This window comes from Actinoplanes sp. NBRC 101535, from assembly GCF_030269225.1.
Lineage (GTDB): Bacteria > Actinomycetota > Actinomycetes > Mycobacteriales > Micromonosporaceae > Actinoplanes > Actinoplanes rectilineatus.
Map to the genome: position 1 here is coordinate 89,475 of NZ_BSSY01000014.1, position 23,129 is coordinate 112,603.

The 23,129-nt window shown below is 71.4% G+C and carries 20 protein-coding genes; 10 read left to right on the plus strand and 10 right to left on the minus strand.

Translation table 11 applies throughout. The features are described from left to right. Positions 1–5: 5 nt before the first annotated feature. Positions 6–236, plus strand: coding sequence for a hypothetical protein (locus QSK32_RS31955; RefSeq protein ID WP_045742056.1), 231 nt, complete (start codon positions 6–8; stop codon positions 234–236). Between the two features lie 40 nt (positions 237–276). Then, on the plus strand, positions 277–537 hold the full coding sequence (locus QSK32_RS31960; protein ID WP_045742057.1) for a hypothetical protein: 261 nt from the start codon (positions 277–279) through the stop codon (positions 535–537). Position 538: 1 nt separating this feature from the next. Here QSK32_RS31960 and QSK32_RS31965 read toward each other — a convergent pair whose 3' ends face one another. Then, positions 539–1,660 (minus strand): PQQ-dependent sugar dehydrogenase, encoded by a 1,122-nt coding sequence (locus QSK32_RS31965; protein WP_285473962.1) that lies wholly within the window; start codon positions 1,658–1,660, stop codon positions 539–541. A 118-nt stretch (positions 1,661–1,778) separates the two neighbouring features. On the opposite strand from QSK32_RS31965, the gene QSK32_RS31970 reads away from it, so the two are divergent. Together QSK32_RS31970 and ggt are read left to right on the plus strand one after the other, a co-directional pair. Continuing rightward, entirely contained in the window at positions 1,779–3,281 is a 1,503-nt protein-coding gene (locus tag QSK32_RS31970) for an alpha/beta hydrolase (protein ID WP_045742059.1), read from the plus strand. Positions 3,282–3,361: 80 nt separating this feature from the next. After that, positions 3,362–5,161 carry a gamma-glutamyltransferase gene (ggt, locus tag QSK32_RS31975; protein WP_285473963.1) on the plus strand — a complete coding sequence of 600 codons (1,800 nt, stop codon included), beginning with the start codon at positions 3,362–3,364 and terminating at the stop codon, positions 5,159–5,161. Here ggt and QSK32_RS31980 read toward each other — a convergent pair. The 5 genes from QSK32_RS31980 to QSK32_RS32000 all read right to left on the minus strand — a co-directional run bounded on the left by QSK32_RS31980 (position 5,152) and on the right by QSK32_RS32000 (position 12,780). Continuing rightward, on the minus strand, positions 5,152–7,206 hold the full coding sequence (locus tag QSK32_RS31980) for a sensor histidine kinase (RefSeq protein WP_285473964.1): 2,055 nt from the start codon (positions 7,204–7,206) through the stop codon (positions 5,152–5,154). The two genes, ggt and QSK32_RS31980, sit on opposite strands and share 10 nt — an antisense overlap. A 180-nt stretch (positions 7,207–7,386) precedes the next feature. Then, entirely contained in the window at positions 7,387–8,064 is a 678-nt protein-coding gene (gene trmB, locus QSK32_RS31985) for a tRNA (guanosine(46)-N7)-methyltransferase TrmB (protein ID WP_285473965.1), read from the minus strand. 92 nt (positions 8,065–8,156) lie between these two features. Then, entirely contained in the window at positions 8,157–9,125 is a 969-nt protein-coding gene (locus QSK32_RS31990; RefSeq protein WP_245673918.1) for a TolB family protein, read from the minus strand. A gap of 360 nt (positions 9,126–9,485) precedes the next feature. Further along, positions 9,486–10,457 carry a DMT family transporter gene (locus QSK32_RS31995; RefSeq protein WP_285473966.1) on the minus strand — a complete coding sequence of 324 codons (972 nt, stop codon included), beginning with the start codon at positions 10,455–10,457 and terminating at the stop codon, positions 9,486–9,488. Positions 10,458–12,165: 1,708 nt separating this feature from the next. Beyond that, positions 12,166–12,780, minus strand: a complete 615-nt coding sequence (locus QSK32_RS32000) for a hypothetical protein (RefSeq protein ID WP_211275356.1) — start codon at positions 12,778–12,780, stop codon at positions 12,166–12,168. A gap of 263 nt (positions 12,781–13,043) precedes the next feature. Between QSK32_RS32000 and QSK32_RS32005 the strand changes: the two genes are divergently transcribed. Then, positions 13,044–13,202 (plus strand): hypothetical protein, encoded by a 159-nt coding sequence (locus QSK32_RS32005; protein ID WP_285473967.1) that lies wholly within the window; start codon positions 13,044–13,046, stop codon positions 13,200–13,202. Positions 13,203–13,485: 283 nt separating this feature from the next. Here the strand turns inward: QSK32_RS32005 and QSK32_RS32010 are convergent, their stop codons facing one another. Continuing rightward, positions 13,486–14,325, minus strand: a complete 840-nt coding sequence (locus tag QSK32_RS32010; RefSeq protein ID WP_285473968.1) for a DUF4259 domain-containing protein — start codon at positions 14,323–14,325, stop codon at positions 13,486–13,488. 530 nt (positions 14,326–14,855) lie between these two features. On the opposite strand from QSK32_RS32010, the gene QSK32_RS32015 reads away from it, so the two are divergent. Continuing rightward, positions 14,856–15,614 (plus strand): alpha/beta hydrolase, encoded by a 759-nt coding sequence (locus QSK32_RS32015; protein WP_045742066.1) that lies wholly within the window; start codon positions 14,856–14,858, stop codon positions 15,612–15,614. 87 nt (positions 15,615–15,701) lie between these two features. Here the strand turns inward: QSK32_RS32015 and QSK32_RS32020 are convergent, their stop codons facing one another. Then, positions 15,702–16,604 (minus strand): proteasome assembly chaperone family protein, encoded by a 903-nt coding sequence (locus QSK32_RS32020; RefSeq protein WP_045742067.1) that lies wholly within the window; start codon positions 16,602–16,604, stop codon positions 15,702–15,704. Between the two features lie 251 nt (positions 16,605–16,855). Here QSK32_RS32020 and QSK32_RS32025 point away from each other — a divergent pair, with 251 nt between their 5' ends. The 4 genes from QSK32_RS32025 to QSK32_RS32040 are packed head-to-tail and all read left to right on the plus strand — an operon-like array spanning position 16,856 to position 20,043. After that, positions 16,856–17,545, plus strand: coding sequence for an EcsC family protein (locus QSK32_RS32025; RefSeq protein WP_045742068.1), 690 nt, complete (start codon positions 16,856–16,858; stop codon positions 17,543–17,545). Between the two features lie 27 nt (positions 17,546–17,572). Then, entirely contained in the window at positions 17,573–18,178 is a 606-nt protein-coding gene (locus tag QSK32_RS32030) for a fibronectin type III domain-containing protein (RefSeq protein ID WP_285473969.1), read from the plus strand. 30 nt (positions 18,179–18,208) lie between these two features. After that, positions 18,209–19,783, plus strand: coding sequence for a Na+/H+ antiporter (locus tag QSK32_RS32035; protein WP_045742070.1), 1,575 nt, complete (start codon positions 18,209–18,211; stop codon positions 19,781–19,783). Then, complete coding sequence (locus tag QSK32_RS32040; protein ID WP_045742071.1) at positions 19,780–20,043, plus strand: UBP-type zinc finger domain-containing protein; 264 nt, start codon at positions 19,780–19,782, stop codon at positions 20,041–20,043. Before QSK32_RS32035 ends, QSK32_RS32040 begins: the two co-directional genes overlap by 4 nt. A gap of 24 nt (positions 20,044–20,067) precedes the next feature. Here the strand turns inward: QSK32_RS32040 and QSK32_RS32045 are convergent, their stop codons facing one another. Both QSK32_RS32045 and QSK32_RS32050 read right to left on the minus strand, forming a co-directional pair. Further along, positions 20,068–21,309: a glycosyltransferase family 4 protein gene (locus QSK32_RS32045; RefSeq protein WP_285473970.1), complete on the minus strand. Its 1,242-nt coding sequence runs from the start codon at positions 21,307–21,309 to the stop codon at positions 20,068–20,070. Next, complete coding sequence (locus QSK32_RS32050) at positions 21,309–23,072, minus strand: glycogen debranching enzyme N-terminal domain-containing protein (RefSeq protein WP_285473971.1); 1,764 nt, start codon at positions 23,070–23,072, stop codon at positions 21,309–21,311. The genes QSK32_RS32045 and QSK32_RS32050 overlap by 1 nt, the downstream gene beginning before the upstream one ends. Positions 23,073–23,129 lie beyond the last annotated feature (57 nt).

A 23,129-nucleotide genomic window follows, 5' to 3' on the forward strand; every position in this document is an offset into this window, starting at 1 on the left:
CAACCATGAGAATCTTCGATGTACGCGGGGTCATCGGCGGCCTGTTCGTCGTGTACGGCCTGATCGTCACCGGCATCGGTCTCTTCGACAGCCCGTCCGAGCTCGACAAGGCCGAGGGCATCCGGATCAACCTGTGGATGGGCCTGGGGATGCTGGCCCTGGGGCTGCTGATGCTGTTGTGGCTGCGCTTGAACCCGCCGCCGGAACCGGAGCCGGACGACGAGACGGCGCGGTGAAAAGCATCATGTGGCGGGTTTCTCAGCCGATATCCCTGGCATGGAACGTCTCGCCTCAGTCAGCAGCCTCGCCACGTCGGGCGGCAGTGGTGTCTCCGGCGTCGGCATGCAGATTCAGCTTCGCGTCGACTATGTCGTCAACCGGGTGATGGAGACTCATCGCGGCATGGCCGAGGACCAGGTCAAGCAGGCCATCCAGGAAGGGCTCCGCGGCTTCGGTGTGGTGCCCAACAAACGCCAGGTGGACCAGTACGCGGCCGCGATCTCGTCGATGCCGCAGCTGCCGCCGAGCAACGGCTGAGTCAGCCCGCGGGGAAGCGGACGATGCGGTCGTCGCCGTCACGGGGGTCGCCGCGGCCGTCGGCGTTCGAGGTGGTGAGCCACAGCGAACCGTCCGGCGCCACGGCGACCGTGCGCAGGCGCCCGTACTCCCCGGCCAGTTCCGCCTTCGCGTCGCCGCCGCTCAGGGGCACGGTCCAGAGCCGTTCGCCCTTGAGCCCGGCGACGTAGAGGGTGTCGCCGGCGACCGCCGCCCCGCTGGGTGAGGCCTCGTCGGTGGTCCACTGCACGAGCGGGTCCGCGTACCGGTCGTCGCCGGCCTCGCCCTCGACCTCCGGCCAGCCGTAGTTCTTGCCGGCCTCGATCAGGTTGACCTCGTCCCACTCGTTCTGACCGAATTCGATCCCGTACATCCGGTCTTGGGAGTCCCAGGCCAGGCCCTGGACGTTGCGGTGTCCCATCGACCAGACCGGCGAGTTCTTCCAGGGGTTCCCCGGCGCGGGCTCACCCTCGGGGGTGAGCCGCAGGATCTTTCCGCTCGGGTCGTCGCGGTCCTGTGACCGGGATTCGTCGCTCGCGTCGCCGGTGCCGGCGTAGAGCATGCCGTCCGGTCCGAAGGCGATCCGCCCGCCGTTGTGCCGCGGGCCCTTCGCGATGCCCTTGAAGATCACCTCGGGGTCGTCGGTGCGGTCCGGCCGGAAGCGGACGATGCGGTTGTCGTCGTCGGCCGTGTAGTAGGCGTACACCCAGCCGGTCTCCGCGTGGTCGGCCGCGACGGCCAGGCCGAGCAGTCCGCCCTCGCCGCCCTCGGCGACGCCGGGCACCTCGTAGATCTCCTCCGGCTCGCCGCCGCCGGCGCGGACCCTCAGCACCCGTCCGGTGTCGCGTTCGGCGACCAGTGCGCTGCCGTCGGACCGGAATGCCAGGCCCCACGGCACGTCGATGCCGGTCGCCACGGTCTCCGGACTGTTCAGGTCGGGTGTGCCGTCCGGGTTCGAGGCGGGGGTGGTCGCCCGCGGTGAGGTGGCCTCCGCGGTCGGCGTGCCGGGTGACGAGTCCGGGGTCGAGGTGGCGGAGCAGGCGGTCAGGGCGGCGACCCCGGCCGCGGTCAGGGCCAGTCGCGAGGTCCGGGCGAGGACGGTCATACCTCCACGGTACCCATGACCTTTTTATGGTAAAAACGGCGGTTTGCCGGATTGATCGCGCCGTCCGGGCGACGATGATGCGGCGCGGTGCGGCGGCCGGGCAGGGCGGAGAGAGGTTTTGCGCGTTACAGGACAGTCGGTCACGGCCGCGTTCCTCACCCTCACTGCCATCATCGGGTACGCCCTGACGCCGGCCGCGGCAGCCCGTGGCAGTGCGGTCCCGCCCGGTCCGCGCGCCCCCGTCCCGCCGGTGATCCGCTGGACGCCGTGCCCCGAGGACGACGAGGTCCAGTGCGGGACGATGCGGGTCCCGGTCGACTGGTCGGCCCCGCTCGGCGCCCCGATCGACCTCGCCCTGGCCCGCCGCCCGGCCACCGACCCGGCCCGCCGCATCGGGGTCCTGATGGTCAACCCGGGCGGCCCCGGCGCCTCCGCCGTCACCATGGCCCTGGACACCGAGTTCTTCAGCGCCGAGGTCCGCGCCCGCTTCGACATCGTCGGACTCGATCCGCGGGGCGTCGGCCGGAGCTCCCCGATCCTCTGCGACCAGAACGTGGTCGACGCCAAACCGTCCCCGCTCGTCGTGACCCCGGACGGCTTCGCCGCGCTGGCCGCGTACAACCAGAGGCTGGCGGCGGACTGCGAGAGCCGCAGCGGCGCGGTGTTCCGGCACGCCGACACGCTCAGCGTGGTCCGCGACACCGAGGAGGCGCGGATCGCCCTCGGCGAACAGCAGATCAGCTACTACGGCGCCTCCTACGGCAGCCTGATCGGCCAGCAGTACGGCGAGCTCTACCCGGACCGGCTGCGGGCCCTGGTGCTGGACAGCGTCATGGACCACACCGCGGGCGTGGACGACTTCCTCGGCCGCACCGCGGAGGCGGCGCAGGACGCGTTCGACGAGTTCGTCGCCTGGTGCGCCCGGGACACCCGGTGCGTGCTGCGCGGGCAGGACATCCGGGCGATCTGGAGCCGGCTGATGCAGCAGGCCCGGGCCGGTGAACTGGTCAACCCGTACGACCCGCCGAGCAGGCTCGGGGTGTGGGAGCTGATGGGCGCGGCGTTCAGCGCGTTCTACGACCCGCAGTGGTACTCGTTCGCGCACTACATCAAGGAGGCGAGCAACCCCGAGCCGGCCGCGGTGGCGCGCCGCGGACCGGGGCTGCTCGACCTCACCCCGTACAGCTTCCCGGCGGTGATCTGCCAGGACTGGGCGCTGCCGGTCGGGACGTTCGAGGAGTACCGCAAACGCCTGGACACCCTGGCCGTCAAAGCGCCGCAGGTGCTGGCCTCGCCGCTGGCGCTGACCGCCGCGACCGGCTGCCTCGGCTGGACCGGGACGCCGGCCAACCCGCAACGGCCGGTCCCGCCGGCCGCCGGGCCGGTGCTGGTGGTCAACTCCCGGCACGACCCGGCCACCCCGTACGCCTGGGCCCGCCAGCTGACCCGCCGGCTCGGGGCGCGGGCCCGGCTGCTGACCTACGACGGCTGGGGGCACGTCGCGTACAGCCACAGCCCCTGTGTCCGGGCGGCCGCCGACCGCTACCTCACCACACTGGCCCTGCCCGCCATCGGCGCGAGTTGTCCCGGCGTCGAGCCGGCGCCGTACGGCGTGGGTTGATCGTCGACCGACGGTTGTGCCCGGACCCGAACACCGGTAGGCAGGGATTGACAACCGAAACTGTCCGACCTGGAGGGCCGATGCGGTTCCTGCCCGCGCTGACAGCTCTATCGTTGACCACCTTGGGGATCGTGGCCGTCGCACCACCCGCCGTCGCCGGCGGCGGCACCACGGTCTCCGGACCCACCGCGACCGGATCCGGCGGCGCCATCGCCACCGTTGACGCCACCGCGACCGCAGTCGGCCTGGAGGTGCTGAGGAACGGCGGCAACGCGGTCGACGCCGCGGTCGCCGCGGCCGCCACGCTCGGCGTCGTCGAGCCGTTCTCGGCCGGCATCGGCGGCGGCGGATTCTTCGTGTACTACGACGCGAAACGCAAGAAGGTCTCCACCATCGACGGGCGGGAGACCGCCCCGGCGAGCGCGACCGAGTCCCTCTTCATCGACCCGGCGGACGGGTTGCCGTACGACTTCCAGGAGGCCCGGGTCAGCGGCCTCTCGGTGGGCGCGCCCGGCACCCTGGCCACCTGGGAGTCCGCGGTCCGCAACTGGGGCACCCGTTCGCTGGGCAGCCTGCTGCAGCCGGCCGCCCGGGTCGCCGAACGGGGTTTCCCGGTCGACGCGACGTTCCGCCAGCACGTGACCGACAACGTGGCGGCGTTCTCCCAGTTCGACGCCACCCGCGAGCTGTACCTGCCCGGCGGGGCGCCCCCGGCGGTCGGCTCCACGCAACGCAACCCGGACCTGGCGGCCACCTACCGGCTGATCGCCGCGAAGGGGACGGGCGCGTTCTACCGGGGGGACATCGGGGCCGATCTGATCGCGACGGTGCAGCATCCGCCGGTCGCCGACGATCCGGCTGTGCCGTGGGCGTACCCGATCCGGCCCGGCGGTCTCACCCGCAGTGACCTGGCCGGTTATCGCGTGCGCACCCCCGAGCCGACGAAGTCGGATTTCCGGGGCCTGACCGTGTACAGCGCGAACACGCCGTCCAGCGGCGGCATCGCCGTCGAGGAGGCGCTCAACATCATCGAGGCGGGGCTGCCGTCCGGCGCCACCGACACCGAGAAACTGCACTACTACCTGGAGGCGTCCGCGCTGGCGTTCGCCGACCGCAACCGTTACGTCGGCGCGAACACCGACCCGGCCCTGGTGAAGCAACTGATCTCGGACCGCTGGGCGAAGACCCGGGCCTGCCGGGTGGACCCGGGCAAGGCGCTCACCAAGCCGGTCCCGCCGGGCGCCCTGAACGGGTCCGGATGCGCCGCGGCGACCGTCGGCGGCCCCAGCGAGCAGGGCCAGAGCACCACCAACCTGACCGTCGCCGACCGGTGGGGCAACGTCGTCGAGTACACCTTCACCCTCGAACAGACCGGCGGCAACGCCATGGTCGTGCCCGGCCGGGGATTCGTGCTCAACAACGAGCTGACCGACTTCAACTTCACCGGCACCCAGGGCGACGCGCCCGACCCCAACCTGCCCGCCGCGGGCAAGCGCCCGCGCAGCTCGATCTCACCGACGATCGTGTTCCGCGACGGTAAGCCCTACCTCGCGGTCGGCACGCCCGGCGGCGCGTCGATCATCACCACCGTGCTGCAGATCCTGGTCAACCGCCTGGTGCGGGGGATGACCCTGCCGGAGGCGATGGCCGCGCCGCGCGGCTCGCAGCGCAACACCGCGGGCATCCAGGCCGAACCGGCCTTCCGCACGCAGTACGGCCCGGGGCTGACCGCCCTCGGCCACGAGTTCGGCGCCGACGTGGCCGAACTCGGTGCGGCCACCGCCATCGAATTCACCCGGGGCGGCGGCTTCATCGCCTCCGCCGAACCGGTCCGCCGAGGAGGCGGCACCGCCGCGGTGGTCCGGCCCGCTCAGAACTGATCCATCGGCAACCTGATGAGCACGGTGGTCCCGGTGTCACCTCCGGTCAGCTCCACGCTGCCCTGGTGCTTCTCGACCACCGTGCGACTCAGGATCAGGCCCAGCCCGCTGCCCGGCAGCACCCGGTCGTGGCCGCGGCTGGTCCGGTAGTGCCCGGTGAAGATCTGCTCCCGCTCGGCCCGGGGCACGTCGGTCGCCGCGTCGGAGACCTTCAGCACGGCCGTCCGCCCGCTGCTGCGCAACGAGACGCCCACCCGCCCACCGTCCGGGCTGTACCGGACCGCGGTGCCGAGCAGGTTCTCCACGATGTGCCGCAGACGTTCCTTGTCACCCGGCAGGATCAGCTTGCGGGGCAGGTCGGCGTCGATCTCCACCGGCGCCCCGTCGATCGCGGTCCGGGTCCGGTCCACCACGTCGCGGACCACCTCGGCCAGGTCCATCGGCGCCCGGCGTACGTCGGCGTGCCCGGCGTCCAGGGCGGACAACTCCAGCAGCTCGTTGATGATGTCCCGCAGCTGGGTGGTGTTGCGTTCGATCACCCGGATCAGCCGCGGACCGTCGCGGACCAGGGTCGCCTCGTCCGCCCCGCCGAGCAGTTCGGTGTACGCGCTGATCGACGTGAGCGGCGTCCGCAGCTCGTGGCCGACCAGCGCCAGGTACTCGTTCTTGCTGCGGACCAGCTGGCGTTGCAGATCCTCGACCCGGCGGCGTTCCACGAACTGGCCCAGGTGCGCGGCGATCCCGGACATCAGCGCGACCAGTTCGTCCTCCGGGTCCTCGATCGCGTCGGCGAAGACGGTCAGCACCCCGATCGGCCCACCGCCGTCGTGCACCGGGATGGCCAGCGCGGTGTGCAGGCGTTCCTGGGCGGTGTCCGGGGAGATCAGGCTCTGCGGGCGTCCCACGTCCCGGATCCACAGCGGTTTGTCCACCTGCCAGGCCCGCCCGGCGAGGCCCTGGCCGAACTCGAGCCGGGCGGGCACCGGAATCCCGGCCGGCCAGCCCGGCGTGCTCCAGCGGGCGGCGGCCCGGATCGTGCCGTCCTCGACCAGCCACAGCTCGGCGTGCACCCAGTCCAGGGTGGCGACCACCGCCTCCAGCACCCGGGGACCGGCGGCCTCGATACTCGGCGCTTCGGCGAGCGCGGTGGTGACCGCGAGTTCGCAGCTGCGGAACCGTTCGGCCCGCCGCTGGCGGGTGACGTCCTGGACGGCCTGGACCGCGCCGACCACCCGGCCGTTCGCCCCGTGGATCGGCTGCGCGTCCATCAGGTAGTGCCGGGTGCGGCGGCCGGCACCCTGCAACGACAGCGGCTCGTCCCGGATCCGTTCGCCGCGCAGCGCCCGCAGCAGGCCGGGGTCGTCGTTGTCGTCGGCGACCGGGACCCGGTCGCCCCACATCCGGCGCATCCGCTCGTTGACGAAGACGATCCTGCCGTCCGCGTCACACGCGGTCACCCCGTCGTGCAGGCTGTCCAGGACCGCGTCCAGGAAGCGGTGCTGTTGTTCCAGCTCGTGCCGGGCCAGCTGTTCGCCGATCAGCAGGGTGGCCACCCCGGCGGCCTCGGCGACCGCGGCGCTCTGTTCGCGGGTCCACTCCCGGGGGAGCGGGTCGTGCACGCAGCACACGCCGAGGACGGTGCCGTCGCGGTCGTGTACCGGGTGCCCGAGGTAGGCGCCGCCCTGGGAGCGGAGCAGCCCGTCCGGGACCCGGTCGTCGGTGCGGGCGTCCGGGACGGCCAGCGCCTCACCGGTGCGGGCGACGATCCCGCCGATCTCGGCGGTGGCGTCGTCGCAGGCGGGGGAGCCCCAGGCGCCGTACGCGCGGAGCCGGTTGCCGTCGACGAGTTGCAGGCAGGCCGCCGGCGCCCCGGCGGCGCGGGCGGTCAGCGCGGCCAGCTGGTCGGCGGATCCGCTGCTCAGGGTGGTGTTCGAGACGACGGCCGGTTCCGGCGTGGCCGCGCTGGTGGTGACGGCCGCCGGTGTGCCCGAGTGCGAACCGGCGGCCGTCCCCCCGTAAGGCTCGGTCGTGCGCGCGAGTGCCACGGCTTTCACCGCACGTGTCCTGGGGGACCGTCCGGCGTTGCCGCCGGGGTCGTCTCGCCGCATGGCCGACCTCCACTCCAAGCCTAAAGGCGCGAAGGTGTCAAAAGCGGCATCTTGCCGGTTCGTGCCGCGTTCGGGTCGCGCCGGTGCACTGGGCGTACGTCTGCCTTGTCGGCAGGCTCACGCCCGTGTGTACCGAAAATCGCTGATCGGGCGGCCGGCTTCGGCACCCCGTCGCTCGAACTTGGTCAGTGGGCGACCGTGCGGGCCCTCCGGCAACCGGCGCAGGCCCGGATCGGCGTCGAGCGTCTCCGCCATCGCCTCCGCGTACTCCGGCCAGTCGGTCGCACAGTGCAGCACGCCACCCGGCCGCAGGCGCTCCCGCAGCACCGCCACGTTCGACGGCTGGATCAGCCGTCGCTTGTGGTGCCGCGCCTTCGGCCACGGATCCGGGAAGAAGACGTGCACCGCGTCCAGGTCGCCCGGCGCGATCCGCTGCACCAACTCCATCGCGTCGCCGTGCGCCACCCGTACATTGGTCAGGCCCTGCTCCCGGACCAGCGCCAGCAGGTTGCCGATGCCCGGCGTGTGCACCTCGACACCCAGGAAATCCCGGCCCGGCTCCGCTGCCGCCATCACCGCGGTCGCGTCGCCCATGCCGAAACCGATCTCCAGTACGCGCGGAGCATCGCGCCCGAAGAGCGTGGCGAGACGCAGCGGACTCCGGTCGCCGTCGGTCACGGTCAGGCCGAACAGCGGCCAGAGCGCGGCGTGCGCGTCGGCGTGCCGGGCACTCATCCGGCCCCGGCGTGGATGAAAGGTGCGGATCGGGCGATCGGCGGCGGCTTCAGCAGTCATGGCCGCCCCACGATACGGCCGACACCCATCCGACGCGAAAAGCCGGCCCGTCCACGGGCCGGCCCTTCCTGTTCCGTTCCGTCTCGCCGACGTCAGCCCACGGGCTGGACACTCGGCTGCGAACCCACACGGAACGGGGTCCGCGACCCGTTGGTCAGGTTCACCAGCGTCACCCAGGAGTCGTTCGCGTTCTGGCTGGTCACCACGGCGCGGAAACCGTCGACGTAGGCCAGCTCACGGTCCAGTTCACTGCCGACCGTCCGCTTGGCGCCGTTCATGGTGTCGTACTCGACCAGATGCACCGGCTTGCTGTCGGCGTCGGTCTCGCCCTCCTCGTACGCCGTCCAGGACAGCTTCGCACCGTCCGCACGCCAACTCGGCACCACGGCGAAACCACTGTTCTGGAGACCACCGCCGCCGTACGCCGCAACGGTCTTCTCGCTGCCGGTCTTCACGTCGCCGATGCTGAGACAGGCGTCGTACGTCGACTCGCACTCACCGCCCCGGAACGCCACCTGCTTGCCGTCCGGCGACCAGGCCACCGCGTCGTCGGCCCGGAGCCGGTCGTTCAGCGAATTGCCGGACACCTTGCCGGACACCTTGGCAGCGGCCTCCGACGGTAGCGGCTCACCGCGGCAGTCCTGGGGGAACACCACCTCCGGGGCCGCACGCTCCTGCGCCGTGGAGATCCGGAACACCCCCGGCGCCCCGGTGCAGGACAGCGACGCGAACGCGATCCACTTGCCGTCCGGCGACCAGGACGGACCCGCCGCCGCACGGGTGGTCAGCCGGCGCTGCCCGCTGCCGTCCGCGTTCATCGTCCACAACTGGCCGTCCTTCAGGTACGCCAGCTGCTTGCCGTTCGGCGACCAGCGCGGACGGGCCTGGTTGCCGCCGGTGGTGAGACGCTGCTCTTTCTCGCCCATACTGGCGAAGATGTCACCACCCCGCACGTAGGCGACCATGCTGGGCAGGGCGGGCGTCGCCGCCTCCACCGAACCGGCCTGCACGACGGAGCCCGAGAAGCCCACCGCCGCCGCCAGCGTCACCGTCTCTGCCACATGTCCGAGTTTCATGGCCGAACGCCCCCCGATGTTCGTCCTGACTGTGCTTTCGCCTTTCGCCTGGTGAAATCGTCGCGCCGGAGCGGTCCCTGAGCGGTTGAATCGCCGATATCCGTGGAAACCGTGACGGTTCGGTTGAGGGATATCCCCTGTTCGGTGGTATCCACCCGGACGTCGGGTCCGGGCGCGCCTCACCGTCCTCAGTGGTGTGACCCGGCCACACACGTCTCCGTTGCTTTCCGGGTGCGGGCACGGTTCCGTCCGGTCGCCGGCCTTTCCGATTGCGGGCGCGGTCCGCCGGGCTGCTGCTTTCCGGTTGCGGAGGCGGCCCCGCCGGATGGCGGGGCCGCGTGTGATTCAGCGGTCCGCGATGCCCACTGTTTCGGCAGGTGTCACGGGTTGCTCAGCTTTATCGGCTTTTGTCTTCGTCGTTTTTGTGGTGCCGCCGGTCCCGACGTAGAGACTCACCACCGCGCCGAGCAGCAGAATCCCCCCGACGACCGCCGGGACGGACAACCGCTCGCCGATCAACAACACCGCCAGCAGGGCCGCGGCGAGCGGCTCCAGCAGCGTCACCACGGCCGCCACACTGCTCGACGTGTGCCGCAGACCGGAATAGAACAACGCGTACGCCAGAGCCGTCGCGAACGCCCCCGCATAGAACAACAACGCCAGCGGAGTAGCCGCCGGCGTGAACACCAGCCCCTCCACGGCGGCCAGCGGGGCCAGCGCCATCGAACCGATGACACAGGACAACGTGGTCAAATGCAGCGGCCGAACCCCCTGCGCGGTGTGCCGGCTCAGCGCCGTCGACGCGGCATAGACGATGCCCGACCCCACAGCGGCCAGCAGCCCGAGCCCCGCAGTGGCAACCGGCGACCCGGCCGTGTCCCCACCGATCAACACCAGCCCGAGGATCGCCGCCGCCAACGCCCCGAGCGCCGCGGCGCTGGGCCGCTGCCGGGTGCGCAGCGTCTCCCAGACACTCAGCAGCACCGGTGCCAGCCCCAGACTCACCACCGTGGCGACACTGACCCCACCGAGCCGCACAGCCAGAAAATACAACGCCTGATAGGCGGCCAACCCCACCCCGGTGGCGGCGGTCGCAACCGGTGCGGCGAGGAACGCCGCCCAGATCCGTCGCCGAGCCGGAAACCCGATGACGAGCAGAACCCCGGCGGCCACCACAAGCCGGTAGAACCCGATGGCCAGAGCACCCAGCCCGGTCCGTTCCGCAACGACCTGAACAACAACACCGGTAGTGCCCCAGAGCACCCCGGTAACGGAAAGTTGAAGCAGACTCAGCCGCGCGACAGCAGCCGGAGACAACGAAGATGACATGAGAGAGTGCGCTCCGTGAGAAGTGAGTCGGTCAGGGCCGGCTGCGAAGCGCACCACTGCGAAGCCGCACGGGACTCACCCGGTCGGCGCACCTAGCGCTCCGCTCAGGAGCGCGGCGGCGAAAGCAGACCCGAATACGTACTCACCCCCCGACCTTACCCCGCCACCCCGCCCGGCCCGATCCGCCCGCCCCGATCCGCCCGCCCCGATCCGCCCGGCCCGATCCGCCCGGCCCGTTGCACTCAGTCCGATCGCCCGATCCGATTCGCCCAGCCCCGACAGCCCGATCTGCCCAGAATGTTGCAATGACGGCTGACGGCTGACGGCTGACGGCTGACGGCTGACGGCTGACGGCTGACGGCTGACGGCTGACGGCTGACGGCTGACGGCTGACGGCTGACGGCTGACGGGTCCGGATACGGTTTGCTCCGTTGCTCCGTTGCTCCGTTGCTCCGTTGCTCCGCTGCGTGGCCACTCAGCCGTCGTACGCGGTCAGCCCCCAGTCAACGAAGCGACCCCTGGTGACGGCTGGGAGTTCCGGCCGTAGTTCATGGCTGCGAGATGGTCGGTGACAGCACCGTCAGCGACGGCCGGACCTTTCGAGCCGTCGTTTGCGGCTGGTTCTGGTCGACGAAGTGACCACCAACGACGGCCGAGCGTGTCGAGCCGTTGCCCATGGCTCGTTCAGGTCGGCGAATCTGCCGTTGGTGACGGCTGAGCGGATCGGGCCGTTACTGACGGCTGGTCCTGACCGGAGAATCCGCCGCTGGCGACGGCCGGGTGATTCGAGCCGGCGGTCACGGCTCGCCCCCGGTGGCGGGAGTGCCATCGGCAACGGCTCGGTGGTACGCGGTAGCCCGAGGCAGCGGTCACGGCTGGGTTGGTTAGCCCGGTCGTTGTCCTCTGCTCACCCCGGATCGTCGGTGGGGCATGACCAACGACGTCTTCTGGACGGGGGTGTCACCCGACGTCTTCTGGGCGGGGTATCACCCGACCTCTTCTGGACGGGGTATCACCTGCCGTGCCGTGATCTCGGCGACGGTCTGGTGGAGTCGCGGGCGACCGACTGCATGGCATACGGCAAACACCGGGAACGGACGTCGTCCAGCGGGCTGGGTGTCGGCACACCTGCGAGGTCAGCCGTGAGTAACGGCTGGACGGAGCACACACCGGCGAAGGCGATCTTTGGAAGGTGCCTGGGCGTAGCGCACATACGTGAGCGGCGGTCGAGTGCGGCTCTATGGCCACGTAGGCAGCATCGGGGCCGGTAGGCGGCGTCGGGGCCGGTAGGCGGCGTCGGGGCCGGTAGGCGGCGTCGGTGGCCGAGCGGTCGGCAGGCGGGCGCAGTCGCGGCCCGCGAGATGACTCACGCCGGCGGGCTGCGACCGCGTTCCGCGACTACGGCCCGCGAGATGACTTACGCCGGCAGGCTGCGGCCGCCGGTCCGCGACTACGGCCCGCGAGATGACTCACGCCGGCGGGCTGCGACCGCGTTCCACGACCGCGTCCTATGAGATGACTCACGACCGCGGACCGCGGCGGCGACCCAAGACCGTAGGTTCCGGCCCGTAGGTTCCGGCCCGTGGGCGCCGCCGCGGATGGGGTGGAGCGACTCACGACCGCGCGGCGGCCGTGAGTCGCAACCGAGTGAGGTTGGCGGTGAGGAGCGGTAACAGTGCCGGAGAGGGGAAAGCTGTCAGGCGGCCGGCGTGGCGGTCGCGGCCCACATCGCGGTGAAGGCGGCCGCCTCGCCCGCCAGCCAACTCTCCACGTCGCCGGGGCGGACGCCCGGGTTGGCGCGAAGGGTGACGCCCCGGCGGACGTCGACCAGGACCGGCTCGGCGTTGGGGAGGATCTGGTCCATGTGGCGGGACATCAGGTGCAGCATCGCGGTCGCCGCCTCCGGGGTCGGCGGCTCCTCGTCGAAGTGCAGGCGGACGGCTTCGCGGCGGCCGTCCTCGTAGCGGAGTCCGAAGTGTGGGTTGATCTTTACGGCCAGGGGGCCGACGGTGGCTATCGCCTCGCGGGTCTGGGCGAGGCTGACCTGGGCCGGATCACCGAGGGAGGCCAGGTAGGTCTGCGCGCCGGCGGTCACCGACTCGTAGAGCGGCTTCCACCGGTCCTTGACCAGGTCGACGACGCCGGTGAGGTAGCTGCCGCCGGTGCGGAACGCGATGTCGGCCTTCAGCGCCTTGACCATCTGGCCGTGCGGGTTGAAGCCGGACCGGCGCTCCCGCTGACGGCGCAGGCCCCCGACGAAGGTGGCCTTGGCCGGGCCGGTCCGGGAGACGTAGCGCGTGAAGCCGAGCATCGTCGCATAGGGAGGGATGACGGGGGTGGACAGGGTGGACGTGGTCACGTCGGTCTCCTCACTCGCCGCTGCGCGAAGGCGTGAACCCCCGAAGATCAGCAGCTCAGGGCCCCTCATTCGTACATACATTCTAATCGACGGGTACGACATTCCCAACGCGATACGGGGGCCGGAGCCCGACTGGCTCGCGTTCCGTCACGAGCCGCGACACGGCTGTCCTCGCTGCACTGCCCGGCATCCATCCCGGCGGCCGCGTCCGGCAATTGTTCCCGCACCGCCGCCACGTCTGCACCCACAGCCGGTACGTCTGCACCCGCCACTGCTACGTCTGCACCCGCCACCGCATCTGGATCGGGCCACCCGACGTCATCGATCAGCTCTACCCGGCCCTCGATGTCCTGCCCGAGGTCGTCGCCGCGTAACGCGCCCACCTGCGGCTTCTGCGCCGACTCGGCCCGGCCGCGGCCTACGGCGCCGTGCTCACCGGCTTCCTGATCTGCGGCCACCGTTTTCGCCCACCGGCGACACCTTCGACTATGTTCGGCCGACAACCGGCGGATCCGCCTACTGTGACACCGCCGCCGGCCCGGCAGCATGGCCTATCCGGGAGGGCTCAGCAGCTGAGCATCGCGGCGGCCGGCCATTTCTGGGACACGAGCGCAGAGAACATGCGCGGCCATACCGCGACGCTGATCGGACTGACTTTCATGCACGGCCGAAGTCGGCCGGAGCCTCGATCGCCTTCGCTCTGAATGCACTCGCCAGCACGTCGCCGTCGATCAGGCCGTCGAAGTCGTCATCGGTCGGCCAGGAATCGGAGTCCTCGCTCTTCAGGCTGCGCCTCAGGGTGTCATCCAGAAGATCGGCGGCCGCGGTCAACCCGAAGTAGTGCAGGGCTTCGACTGCGCGCCTGATCCGAAAGGGCTCGTTGACCTCCAAGGCGAAGGACAGGCCGCCGCCCATCACGGAGTTGTGAACACGCAGTAGGCCCGCGAGCTGATCGATGCCCGGAGGCGTGCCTTCGGGCGCGTCTCCGTCGATCCCGTAATCATTGGCTTCATTCCAGATCAGGTCGAGGTCGTCCAACACGCCGCCGCCAAGCGCAAGTACCTGCGACAGTGCAGCGATCGTCTCGCTTACTTCAACGGTGTCAGTGTCTTTCGGCCGTTCCTGACGCCACAGGTCGACGACAGGGGTGAGCGCGTCGAGTGCTGCGCTGGTCAGGCCCTTCATGAGCTTGGGCAGTCGAGCATCGAGGGCGGGATCATCCGCGGCCAACCTTCGGAGACGCTCGCCGAACTGCTCTCCACCGACCGAAGCCGCAGCGACGATCCCGGCGGCAGCGACCACCTGATCCGGGTGGACGTCGCGTCCGACCAGTTCGGGCTGGTCTTCCACAAAGCGGAACCGCTGTTCCAGCGCTGCGGCGCGCAACTCAGGAGCCACCTCGGCGAGTTCTTTCAGGAACTCCATGGCCTCCTCGCTGGAGAAGACGTCAGCTCCGGACGCGGCCATGCTTGCTACCTCCTGATGCAAGACAGTCACCGACGTGAACCTACAAGATCAGGACGACCGACTGGCGGTCTCCCGGGATTCGGCTCGGGTCCGCCCATGCCGCCGAATCCGAAAAGCAGGTCTGGACGATCGACACCACGATCGTCCAGACCTGCTTTCGGATCGCTGGTCAGCGGCTTGCCGTCCGCGATCTTCAACGGGAACGGACACCCCGGGAGGCCGGCGAGGTGCCGCAGAGCTTCGGCCGCGCGCCGGACGCGGAGGGGTTCGTCGACCTCCGGGGCGAATCCCGGCCCTCCACCCGGCACGGAGCCGTGGATGCACAGCGGACGGGCGAGGTGCTGGATGCCCGGGGAGCGCCGTCGTGTCTTCCCCCGTCCACCCCGTGGTCACAGGCGTCATTCAAGAATCAGGTGGAGGTCGTCCAGCGTGCCGACATGATGCCTCGCCACCTGCTCGGACAGGGCGATCGTCGCCGTGGAACCACAGGATCGGGAAGCTGGAGAATAAGTCTGGGATGATGATCGACATCGGCGCCTGGCGTGCCCCACAATCTCCGAATGGCACTGATCCGGGTGGATGTCGAGTCCGAGGCGTTGGAACTGAGCACGTCGATGACCGTGCTCCTGCCGGAGCGGCCGGCCGCCGACCCGCCGCCCGTCCTCTACCTGCTGCACGGGCTGACCGACGACCACACCGCGTGGACGCGTTTCACCTCGATCGAGCGGTACGCCGCCGACCGCGGACTGGCAGTGATCATGCCGCAGGTGCATCGCAGCTTCTACGCCAACGAGGCGTACGGCATGCGGTTCTGGGACTACCTGTCGGTCGAGGTGCCGGCCACCGTCGCCCGGTTCTTCCGGGTGTCGGCCCGCCGGGAGGACACCTTCGTCGCCGGGCTGTCGATGGGCGGCTACGGGGCGATCAAGTGGGCGCTGCGCGAGCCGGAGCGGTTCGCGGCCGCCGCGACGCTGTCCGGCGCGCTTGATCTCGCGTACATCCAAGAACATGATCGCAGGCCGCACATTCGCGCCCTGGCCTCGCGGGTCTTCGCCGACCGGATCGTCGCGGGCGGGGACGAGGACCTGATGCACCTGGTCCGGGTCGCCGATCCGGACCGGCTGCCGCGGCTGATCCTGCGGTGCGGCAGCGAGGATCACCTGCTGGCGCAGAACCGGCGGTTCACCGCGGCGTGCGCGACGGCCGGGGTGCCGCTGGACGCCGAACTCAGCCCGGGCGGGCACACCTGGGACTACTGGGACAGTCAGATCCCCGGTGTGCTCGACCGGCTCCTGGCGCGGGCCCGCACCAGGAGCTGACGGCGGTCAGGGCGGCCCCGGGCCCGTACCTGGTACGGCCCCGGGTCAGCACCAGGAGCTGACGACGGCGGGCCGCCGAGGTGACACCTATTCGTCGCGGGACTGTTCGGCGAGGAACCGCTCGAGTTCCGCGCCGAGCTCCTCGGCGGTCGGCAGCGGCGCGTCGGTGTCGGCGAGCAGGTTGCCCTGCCGGCCGCGGATGAACGCGTCGTACTGCGCCTCGAGTGAGGTGACCAGGCGGCCGGCCTGCTCGTCGTCGGCGATCTGCTTGTCGACCTCTTCGCGGACCAGCTTGGCCGAGTCGCGCAGGCCGCCGGTGGGCAGGGCCAGGCCGGTGTTCTTGGAGACCGAGTCGAGCAGCAGCTCGGCGGCCTGCGGGTAGCCGGTCTGGGCGAGGTAGTGCGGCACGTGCGCGGCGAAACCGATCGCGTCGTGGCCGGAGTTGCCGAGCCGGAACTCCAGCAGGTTGCCCACGCTGGCCGGCACCTGCACCCGTTGCAGCCAGGACTCGTGTTCGCCGAGCAGGCCCTTGTCGGTGGCGTGCGCGGTGACGCCGACCGGGCGGGTGTGCGGCACGGCCATCGGGATGGCGTTGAGTCCGACGGTCAGGCGGACCCCGAGACGTTCGATCAACGCGGTGATCGCGGCGATGAAACGTTCCCACTGCAGGTCCGGTTCGGGGCCGGTGAGCAGCAGGAACGGGGTGCCCAGCTGGTCGCGCACCAGGTGCAGGGCGAGGACCGGCTCCTCGTAGCTCTCGAACCGGTCGGACACGAAGATCATCGGGGGGCGCCGGGAACGGTAGTCGAGCATCTGGTCCAGGTCGAAGGTGACGACGACCTCGCTCTCCAGATGTTCCAGGAGGTGATCCTGGGCGAGCTGGACGGCGCTGCCGGCGTCGACGAACCCGGTGAGCGCCTGGATGAGCACCGGGCCGTCCAGGTCCGGCAGGTCACCGGTGACCTCATAGAGCCCGTGTGGGTCGAGCACGCTGCGGACCTCCCTCTCACAGACCCGCTGACGCGGGTCCTCCTGCCAACAGCCCGGCGGCCCGGTTCATTCCGGGTACGGCGCGGGCATGTTCGAAATCATCGCGTACGCACCGGAGCACGCCGACGGTCACCCGGGCATGTGCCGGGAATCCGACTCTGTGACGGCGACCACCGAGCGTGTCGATGGACGTGCGCGCATCCGCCACAATGAGGGCAGATCCACTTCCTTCGGCCCCCACGGAGTGATCTATGAGCCAAGCCTCCGCACCTCTCGACTCGTCCGCCGCCGACACCGCGACGCCACCGGGTTCCCTGTGGGCCCGGATGCGAGCCGATCCGCAGTACGCGCCCGAGCATCTGGCGCTGGAGGCGGTCCGCCGTCTCGGCCCGGAGGCGTCCCGCTGGCACGACCGGATGCGTGACGAGCAGCCGGATGCGAGCCCGGACGAGCTCGCCGACCAGGCGGTCAAACATTTCCTCACGCTGGCCCGGGTGTCCGGCGCGGTCTCGGGTGTGGCCGGCCTGCCCGGTGCGGTGCTCGACGTCGGCGTGCTGGCCTGGACCCAGGCGCGGCTGGTGCTGCACGTCGCGGCGGCGTACGGCGTCGATCCCACCGCGCAGGAGCGGGCCACCGACCTGCTGGTGCTGCAGCGGGTGCACAAGGTCGCCGAGTCGGCCCGGATCGCGCTGGGTGTGGCGGCCGGCCGGGAACGCGCCAGTCGCATCTTCACCGGTTCCGGGAGTCGTCCGCTCGGCGGTGTGCTTCTCAAGCTCGGCGTCAAGCTGGCGCAGATGGCCGGGGTCCGCGCCGCGAAGCGGATGTTCGCCAAGGTGGTGCCGGGCGCCGGCGTGATCCTCGGCACCTGGGCCAATTCGGCGGCCACCAAGGATCTGTCCCGCCGGGCCCGCGAGCACTACCGGCCGGGGCCGCCTCAGTAATATGCCGGGAAGTCCGATCTTCCTGGTATGCGGGGATTTCGCAGGCGGGCTGCCGTCGCGGTGCTGGCGGCTGCCGCCGTACCGGTGATGCTGGTCGCCGCCTGCGATTCCGGGACCTCGCAGCCGGAGACCAGCCCGACGCCGCGTCCCGGCGGCAACTGGATCCGGCTGCAGCAGGGCAGGGTGGTCGCGTCCCCGTCGACGAAGGCCGGTGCGCTCGTGGCGGACCCGTCGCTGCTGCTGCCGACCCTGCCGTCGTCGCGGGCGTCGAGCGGGTCGTCCACCTCGGTGACCTGTCCGCCGGTGCCCGCGGTCGGCAACGGCATCAACGGGCTGACCGTGGTGCCGTCCCGGACCAGTGCCGTCGTGACCTGGTACAACCAGGGCGGCAGCGACATCGTGGAGTACCGCCTGACCGCGATCAGCCAGGACCTGGTCGCCGGCGAGCAGGCCGAGGTGGGCTGGGTCACCTCCACGCCGGTGGGCTGCGGTGAGACGAGCGCCACGCTGACCGGACTGCAGCCGGACACGCCGTACCAGTTCTCGGTGGACGTGGTCCGCACGCGTACCGGGCTCGATGGTGTCTACGCCCACACCGTGGCCCGCTCGGGAGTCATATCCACCACTGCGTGACCAGCGGGGGGAGTATCTAAGCTCTCCGGCATGGAGAGCATCATCGACACGGTCGTCCTCGTGGCGATCTCGGTCGTCGGCGCCGCACTGGCCCGGCGACTCGGCTTCGTGGCCCCGTTGGTGCTGCTCGTCGCGGGTCTGGGGTTGTCGTACGTGCCGGGGTTCCCGGAAGCCCACCTGGAACCGGAGCTGGTGCTGATCGGGATCCTGCCGCCGCTGCTGTACGTGGCGGCCCTGCAGACGTCGGTGCCCGCGTTCCGCCTCGCGTTGCGTCCCATCCTGCTGCTCGCGGTGGGTCTCGTCACGCTGACCGCGGTGATCGTCGGGTATCTCGTACACCTGCTGCTGCCGGACGTGCCGCTGGCCGCGTGTGTGGCGCTGGGGGCGATCGTCGCCCCGCCGGACGCGGTCTCCGCGACCGCCATCGCCCGCCGGGTCGGCCTGCCGCGACGGGTGGTCACCATCCTCGAGGGCGAGAGCCTGCTCAACGACGCGACCGCGCTGGTCATGGTCCGGGTGGCGGCCGGTGCGCTGGGCGGCGCGACGGTCGGGTTCGCCGAGATCGGCCAGGAGGTGGCGCTCAAGGCGGGCGGCGGTCTGCTGATCGGCCTGGTGTTCGCGGTCGCCGCGGCGTGGCTGCACCGCAGGATCGAGGATCCGCTGCTCGACGACGCGGTGTCGCTGCTCACCCCGTTCGTGGTGGTGATCGTCGCGGAGGAGCTGCACACGTCCAGCGTGGTGGCCGTGGTGATCGCCGGGCTCTACCTCGGGCACCGGATCCCGTACCTGCTCTCGGCCACCTCCCGGCTGCAGACCGACGCGTTCTGGCGACTGGTCATCTTCCTGCTGGAGGGTGTCGTCTTCCTGCTGGTCGGCCTGCAGCTGCGGACGGTGGTCGCCGAGATCGAGACGCCGATGGGCACCACCGTGCTGGTCACCGGACTGGTGTTCCTGGTCCTGGTGGTGGTCCGGTTCGCCTGGATGTACCCGGCGACCTACCTGGCCCGGCTCATCCCGCGGATCCGTAACCGCGAGCAGCGCCCACCGGCCGCGGTGCCGACCGTGATCGCCTGGGCGGGCATGCGCGGTGTGGTGACCCTGGCGGCCGCGCAGACCCTGCCGGAGCCGGGGGTGGACGGGGTGCCGGACTACCCGCGGGAGCTGTTCGTCTTCGTCGCCTTCGCGATCATCGTGCTGACCCTGCTGGTGCAGGGCACCACGCTGCCGGGGCTGGCCCGCCGGCTGAAGGTCCGCGAGGACACCAGTGCCGAGGACGCGCTGGCCGAGGCCGGGGTGCAGCACGCCGCCGGTCAGGCCGCGGTGAAGGCCCTGGAGGAGCACGCGGACGGCGCCCCACCCTCGGTCGTCGACCGGCTGCGCGGTCTGGTGGAGAGCCGTTCCAACAACGCCTGGGAACGTCTGGGCAGCCAGGAGCGGGAAACCCCGTCGGCGGCGTACGGCCGGTTGCGCCGCGAGATGATCAGAGCCGAACGGCACGTCTTCAAGATCGCCCGTAATGAGGGGCGGATCCCGGAGGAGGTGCTGGTCCGGGCTCAACGTGAACTGGACCTCGAAGAATCCCAGCTGCAACGGAGTGACGATTGAGCTGTCAGCATCTCAAAGAGGCGACCGACCACGCGCCGCTGAGCGCCTACGAGGGTGGCTGCCCGCCCTGCGTGGCCGCCGGTTTCGACGACTGGGTGCACCTGCGGCTGTGCCTGAGCTGCGGCCTGGTGGCCTGCTGCGACTCGTCGCCACGGCAGCACATGTCCGCGCACTTCGCCGCGGAGCGCCACCCGGTGATGCGCTCGTTCGAACCGGGTGAGGCGTGGCGCTGGTGTTTCGAGGACCACCAGATCGGCTGAGGAGGCGGCCTCCGGATCGGCTGATCAGAGTGTGGCGGAGCGGGTCGCCGGGACGTGCGTGAGGACGTGTTCGGCCTCGCGGGCGACCCGGCCGGCGTCGTCGGACAGGGTCGTGGCGTACACGGCGGCGGTGGCGGCGGCGATCGACGGCCAGGTGAAGGCGTCCCGCACCCGCCGCAGGGCGTGCTGGGCCAGGGCGCGGGCGTACCCGCGGTCGGCCAGCACGGCACCGACCGCCGCGGCCAGCGCGTCCGGGTCGCCGGGGGTGAACTTCACGCCGGTCACCCCGTGCTCGACGATCGCCGCGAGGCCGCCGGTGTCGGCCACCGCCACCGGCGTGCCGGCCGCCGCGGCCTCCAGCGCGACCATCCCGAACGGCTCGTAGATGCTCGGCACCACGTAGCAGTCCGAGGCGCCCATCAGCGCGGTCAGCTCGTGGCCGCTGAGAAACCCGCTGAAGGTCACCCGCGCGTCGGCGAGATCTTCGAGCTCCTTCCGGTACGGGCCGTCGCCCGCGATCACCACGCGGAGGCCGGGGAACCGCCCGGTGAGGGCCGGGAGTGCCGCCAGGAGCAGCTGGACGCCCTTCTCGTAGACCAGGCGGCCGGCGAAACTGATCAGTGGGCCGTCCCCGGCGTACCGTTCCCGGGCGGCGGCGACCGCCCGGGGCCGGGCCCGCCAGCGCAGCGTGTCGACCCCGTTGGCGACCACGTCCACCCGGTCCGGGGCCGCTCCGAAGAGCCTCCCGGCCTCGGTGCGCATGTACTCCGAACAGACGATCACCCGGACCGCCTCGGTGGTGAGCCACCGTTCGATGTCGTCGATCGTGCGGTTGTGCGGGTGCGGCAGCCAGCCCTGGTGCCGGCCGGACTCGGTGGCGTGCACCGTGGCGACCAGCGGCACGTCCAGGTGGTCGCGCAGGGTGACCGCGGTGTGGGCGACCAGCCAGTCGTGCGCGTGCACCACGTCGTACCGGCCGGTGCGGGCGGCCCGCAGCGCGGCCCGGGTGAGCGTGTGCTGGAAGGACAGCGCCCAGGGCAGCATGTCGCCGCCGGCGACGGTGAACACCGGTGGGTCGTCCGGCGCGCGGATCACCCGGACGCCCTCGGTGTACTCCTCGAGCGGGGCGCCGGGCGCGTGCCGGGTGACCACGGTGACGTCGTGGCCGGCGGCGGCCAGCGCCGCGGACAGTGCGTGCACGTGCCGTCCGAGGCCGCCGACCAGCAGCGGCGGGTACTCCCAGGACAGCATGAGAATTCTGGTCATCACCCGTGGCCTCGTTCGGTCCGCAGCATCTCGGCGACCGCGAGCGCGGAGAACGGGCGGCCGGTGGCCCGGTGCGGCGGTTCGCCGTCCGCGGCCTCACCCACCGATCCGACACCGGATTCGGCCAGGTGCGCACGCAAACCGGTGAGGAGACCCTCGACCGGGTGGCCGGTGGCGGCGCAGGCGTCCGCGTACGGGCCGATCCACCACGGCCGGACCGCGCCCTGCTCGGGGTGCCCGCTCTGGTAGCCGTACTCGGTGGGCGCCAGGGTACGCAGCCCGAGCGGGGTGAGCAGGGCCTCGCCGGGGCCGCGCAGCCGGTGGCCGGGCTGTCCGCGCATCGGGGCGTGCGGCAGCGACCAGGCGAGCAGTTGGTGCGGCCGCAGCGACGGGTCGTCGTGGTGGGCGCCGGCCCCGAGCGGGTAGGTCGTGGCGGGACCTTCGACCACGTCGTACAGCCAGCCTTCGGGGGCCGGGAAGCGGGCCAGGAACGCGGTACGGGCCCGGGCGTGCAGTCCGCGGGGTTCGCGGTCGTCGCGTCCGGCCTCGGTGAGCAGGTCGGCCATGGCGGCCAGCGCGTTCACCCACAGCGCGTTGAGCTCGACCGGTTTGCCGACCCGGGCCGGGAGGAGCCCGCCGGCCGGTGGGTCGTGCCGGAGCAGGCCGTCTGCCGGGTCCAGGGTGACCGGTCCGGAGCCGTCCAGGAGCTGTCGCAGGTGCCGGCCGAGGGGTGCGACCAGGCGGGCCGCCAGGTCGGTGTCGCCGGTCCGGGTCACGTGCCGGTCGACCGCGTGCACCAGCCACAGCGGGTCGTCCGGCGCGGCCGCCGCGGCGATCAGCAGCTCCCGGCCCTCGTCGGCGCGGCCGGTCGCCAGGAACAGGCCCTCGTACGCGGGCAGCACCTCGTGCCGGGATCCGTCGTCCCACGGGTAGCCGGGGAGGACGCCGGGGCCCTCCGGGGTGCAGACGACGAACCGGTCTGCGGCGATCGTGAGCTGCGCCGCGTACCCCTCGGATTTGGCGGTCGTGATCAGACGATGAGCGCGCTCGCGCTCCGCGGCGGTGACCACCGACGCGGCCGGCGGCCGTTGACCGAGGAGGCCGGACCAGGCGGAGATCTCCAGCGTGTCGCCGGCCGCGACCTGGCGGGTGAAGGACCCGGCCAGCCAGAGGTCGGCGCCGGCGGCGTCCTCGCGGGTGTACGCGCTCAGGTGCGCCACCCCGGCCGTCTGCCAGCCCGGTCCGAGGAGCCGGCACACGCCGCCGAGGACGGTGCCGCCGGCGACGGGGGTGGCCTCGGCGGGCCGGTCGAGCATCACCGCGACCGACAGTCCGACGGGTGCGGGTGCGCTGACCACCCGGTGCACCACGGCGAGTGACGGGTGTCCGTGGTGCAGCGCCAGTTCCCGCTCGACGACCACGTCGCCGATCCGCCAGCGCCAGCGCGGCAGGCCGCCGTCCAGCGTGAACGACTCGAGGAGGTGGTGCCCGCACGGATCGACGGTGCCGGAGGCCCACTGGTGACTGTAGAGCGGGATCCGGGTGCCCGAGGCGAGTGTCACAGTCAGGTCGAGCGCGGTCAGCGCCAGCTGATCAGAAACGGTCAGGAGCGTGTGTTGTCGACGGGTGCGCAGGCCGCCGGCCGTGCCCGTGGCGAACCCGCCCAGACCGTCGGTGACCAGCCACTCCCGCCCGGCCCCGCCGGTGGCGTCGAGAGATCCGCAGACCTGCGGACCGAAGCTGAAGTGATCACATGGCACCACGATGCCTCAATGCTCGATATCGAGCGCGCCAAACCCCCGGACGGGGAGATATCGGCG

Coding starts and splice junctions, on each gene's coding strand:
- QSK32_RS31955 (WP_045742056.1), top strand. CDS start 6: ATGAGAATCTTCGATGTACGCGGGGTCATCGGCGGCCTGTTCGTCGTG.
- QSK32_RS32025 (WP_045742068.1), top strand. CDS start 16,856: ATGAGCCAAGCCTCCGCACCTCTCGACTCGTCCGCCGCCGACACCGCG.
- QSK32_RS31960 (WP_045742057.1), top strand. CDS start 277: ATGGAACGTCTCGCCTCAGTCAGCAGCCTCGCCACGTCGGGCGGCAGT.
- QSK32_RS32035 (WP_045742070.1), top strand. CDS start 18,209: ATGGAGAGCATCATCGACACGGTCGTCCTCGTGGCGATCTCGGTCGTC.
- QSK32_RS31965 (WP_285473962.1), bottom strand. CDS start 1,660: ATGACCGTCCTCGCCCGGACCTCGCGACTGGCCCTGACCGCGGCCGGG.
- trmB (WP_285473965.1), bottom strand. CDS start 8,064: ATGACTGCTGAAGCCGCCGCCGATCGCCCGATCCGCACCTTTCATCCA.
- QSK32_RS32030 (WP_285473969.1), top strand. CDS start 17,573: ATGCGGGGATTTCGCAGGCGGGCTGCCGTCGCGGTGCTGGCGGCTGCC.
- QSK32_RS32015 (WP_045742066.1), top strand. CDS start 14,856: ATGGCACTGATCCGGGTGGATGTCGAGTCCGAGGCGTTGGAACTGAGC.
- QSK32_RS32045 (WP_285473970.1), bottom strand. CDS start 21,309: ATGACCAGAATTCTCATGCTGTCCTGGGAGTACCCGCCGCTGCTGGTC.
- QSK32_RS32000 (WP_211275356.1), bottom strand. CDS start 12,780: ATGCTCGGCTTCACGCGCTACGTCTCCCGGACCGGCCCGGCCAAGGCC.
- ggt (WP_285473963.1), top strand. CDS start 3,362: ATGCGGTTCCTGCCCGCGCTGACAGCTCTATCGTTGACCACCTTGGGG.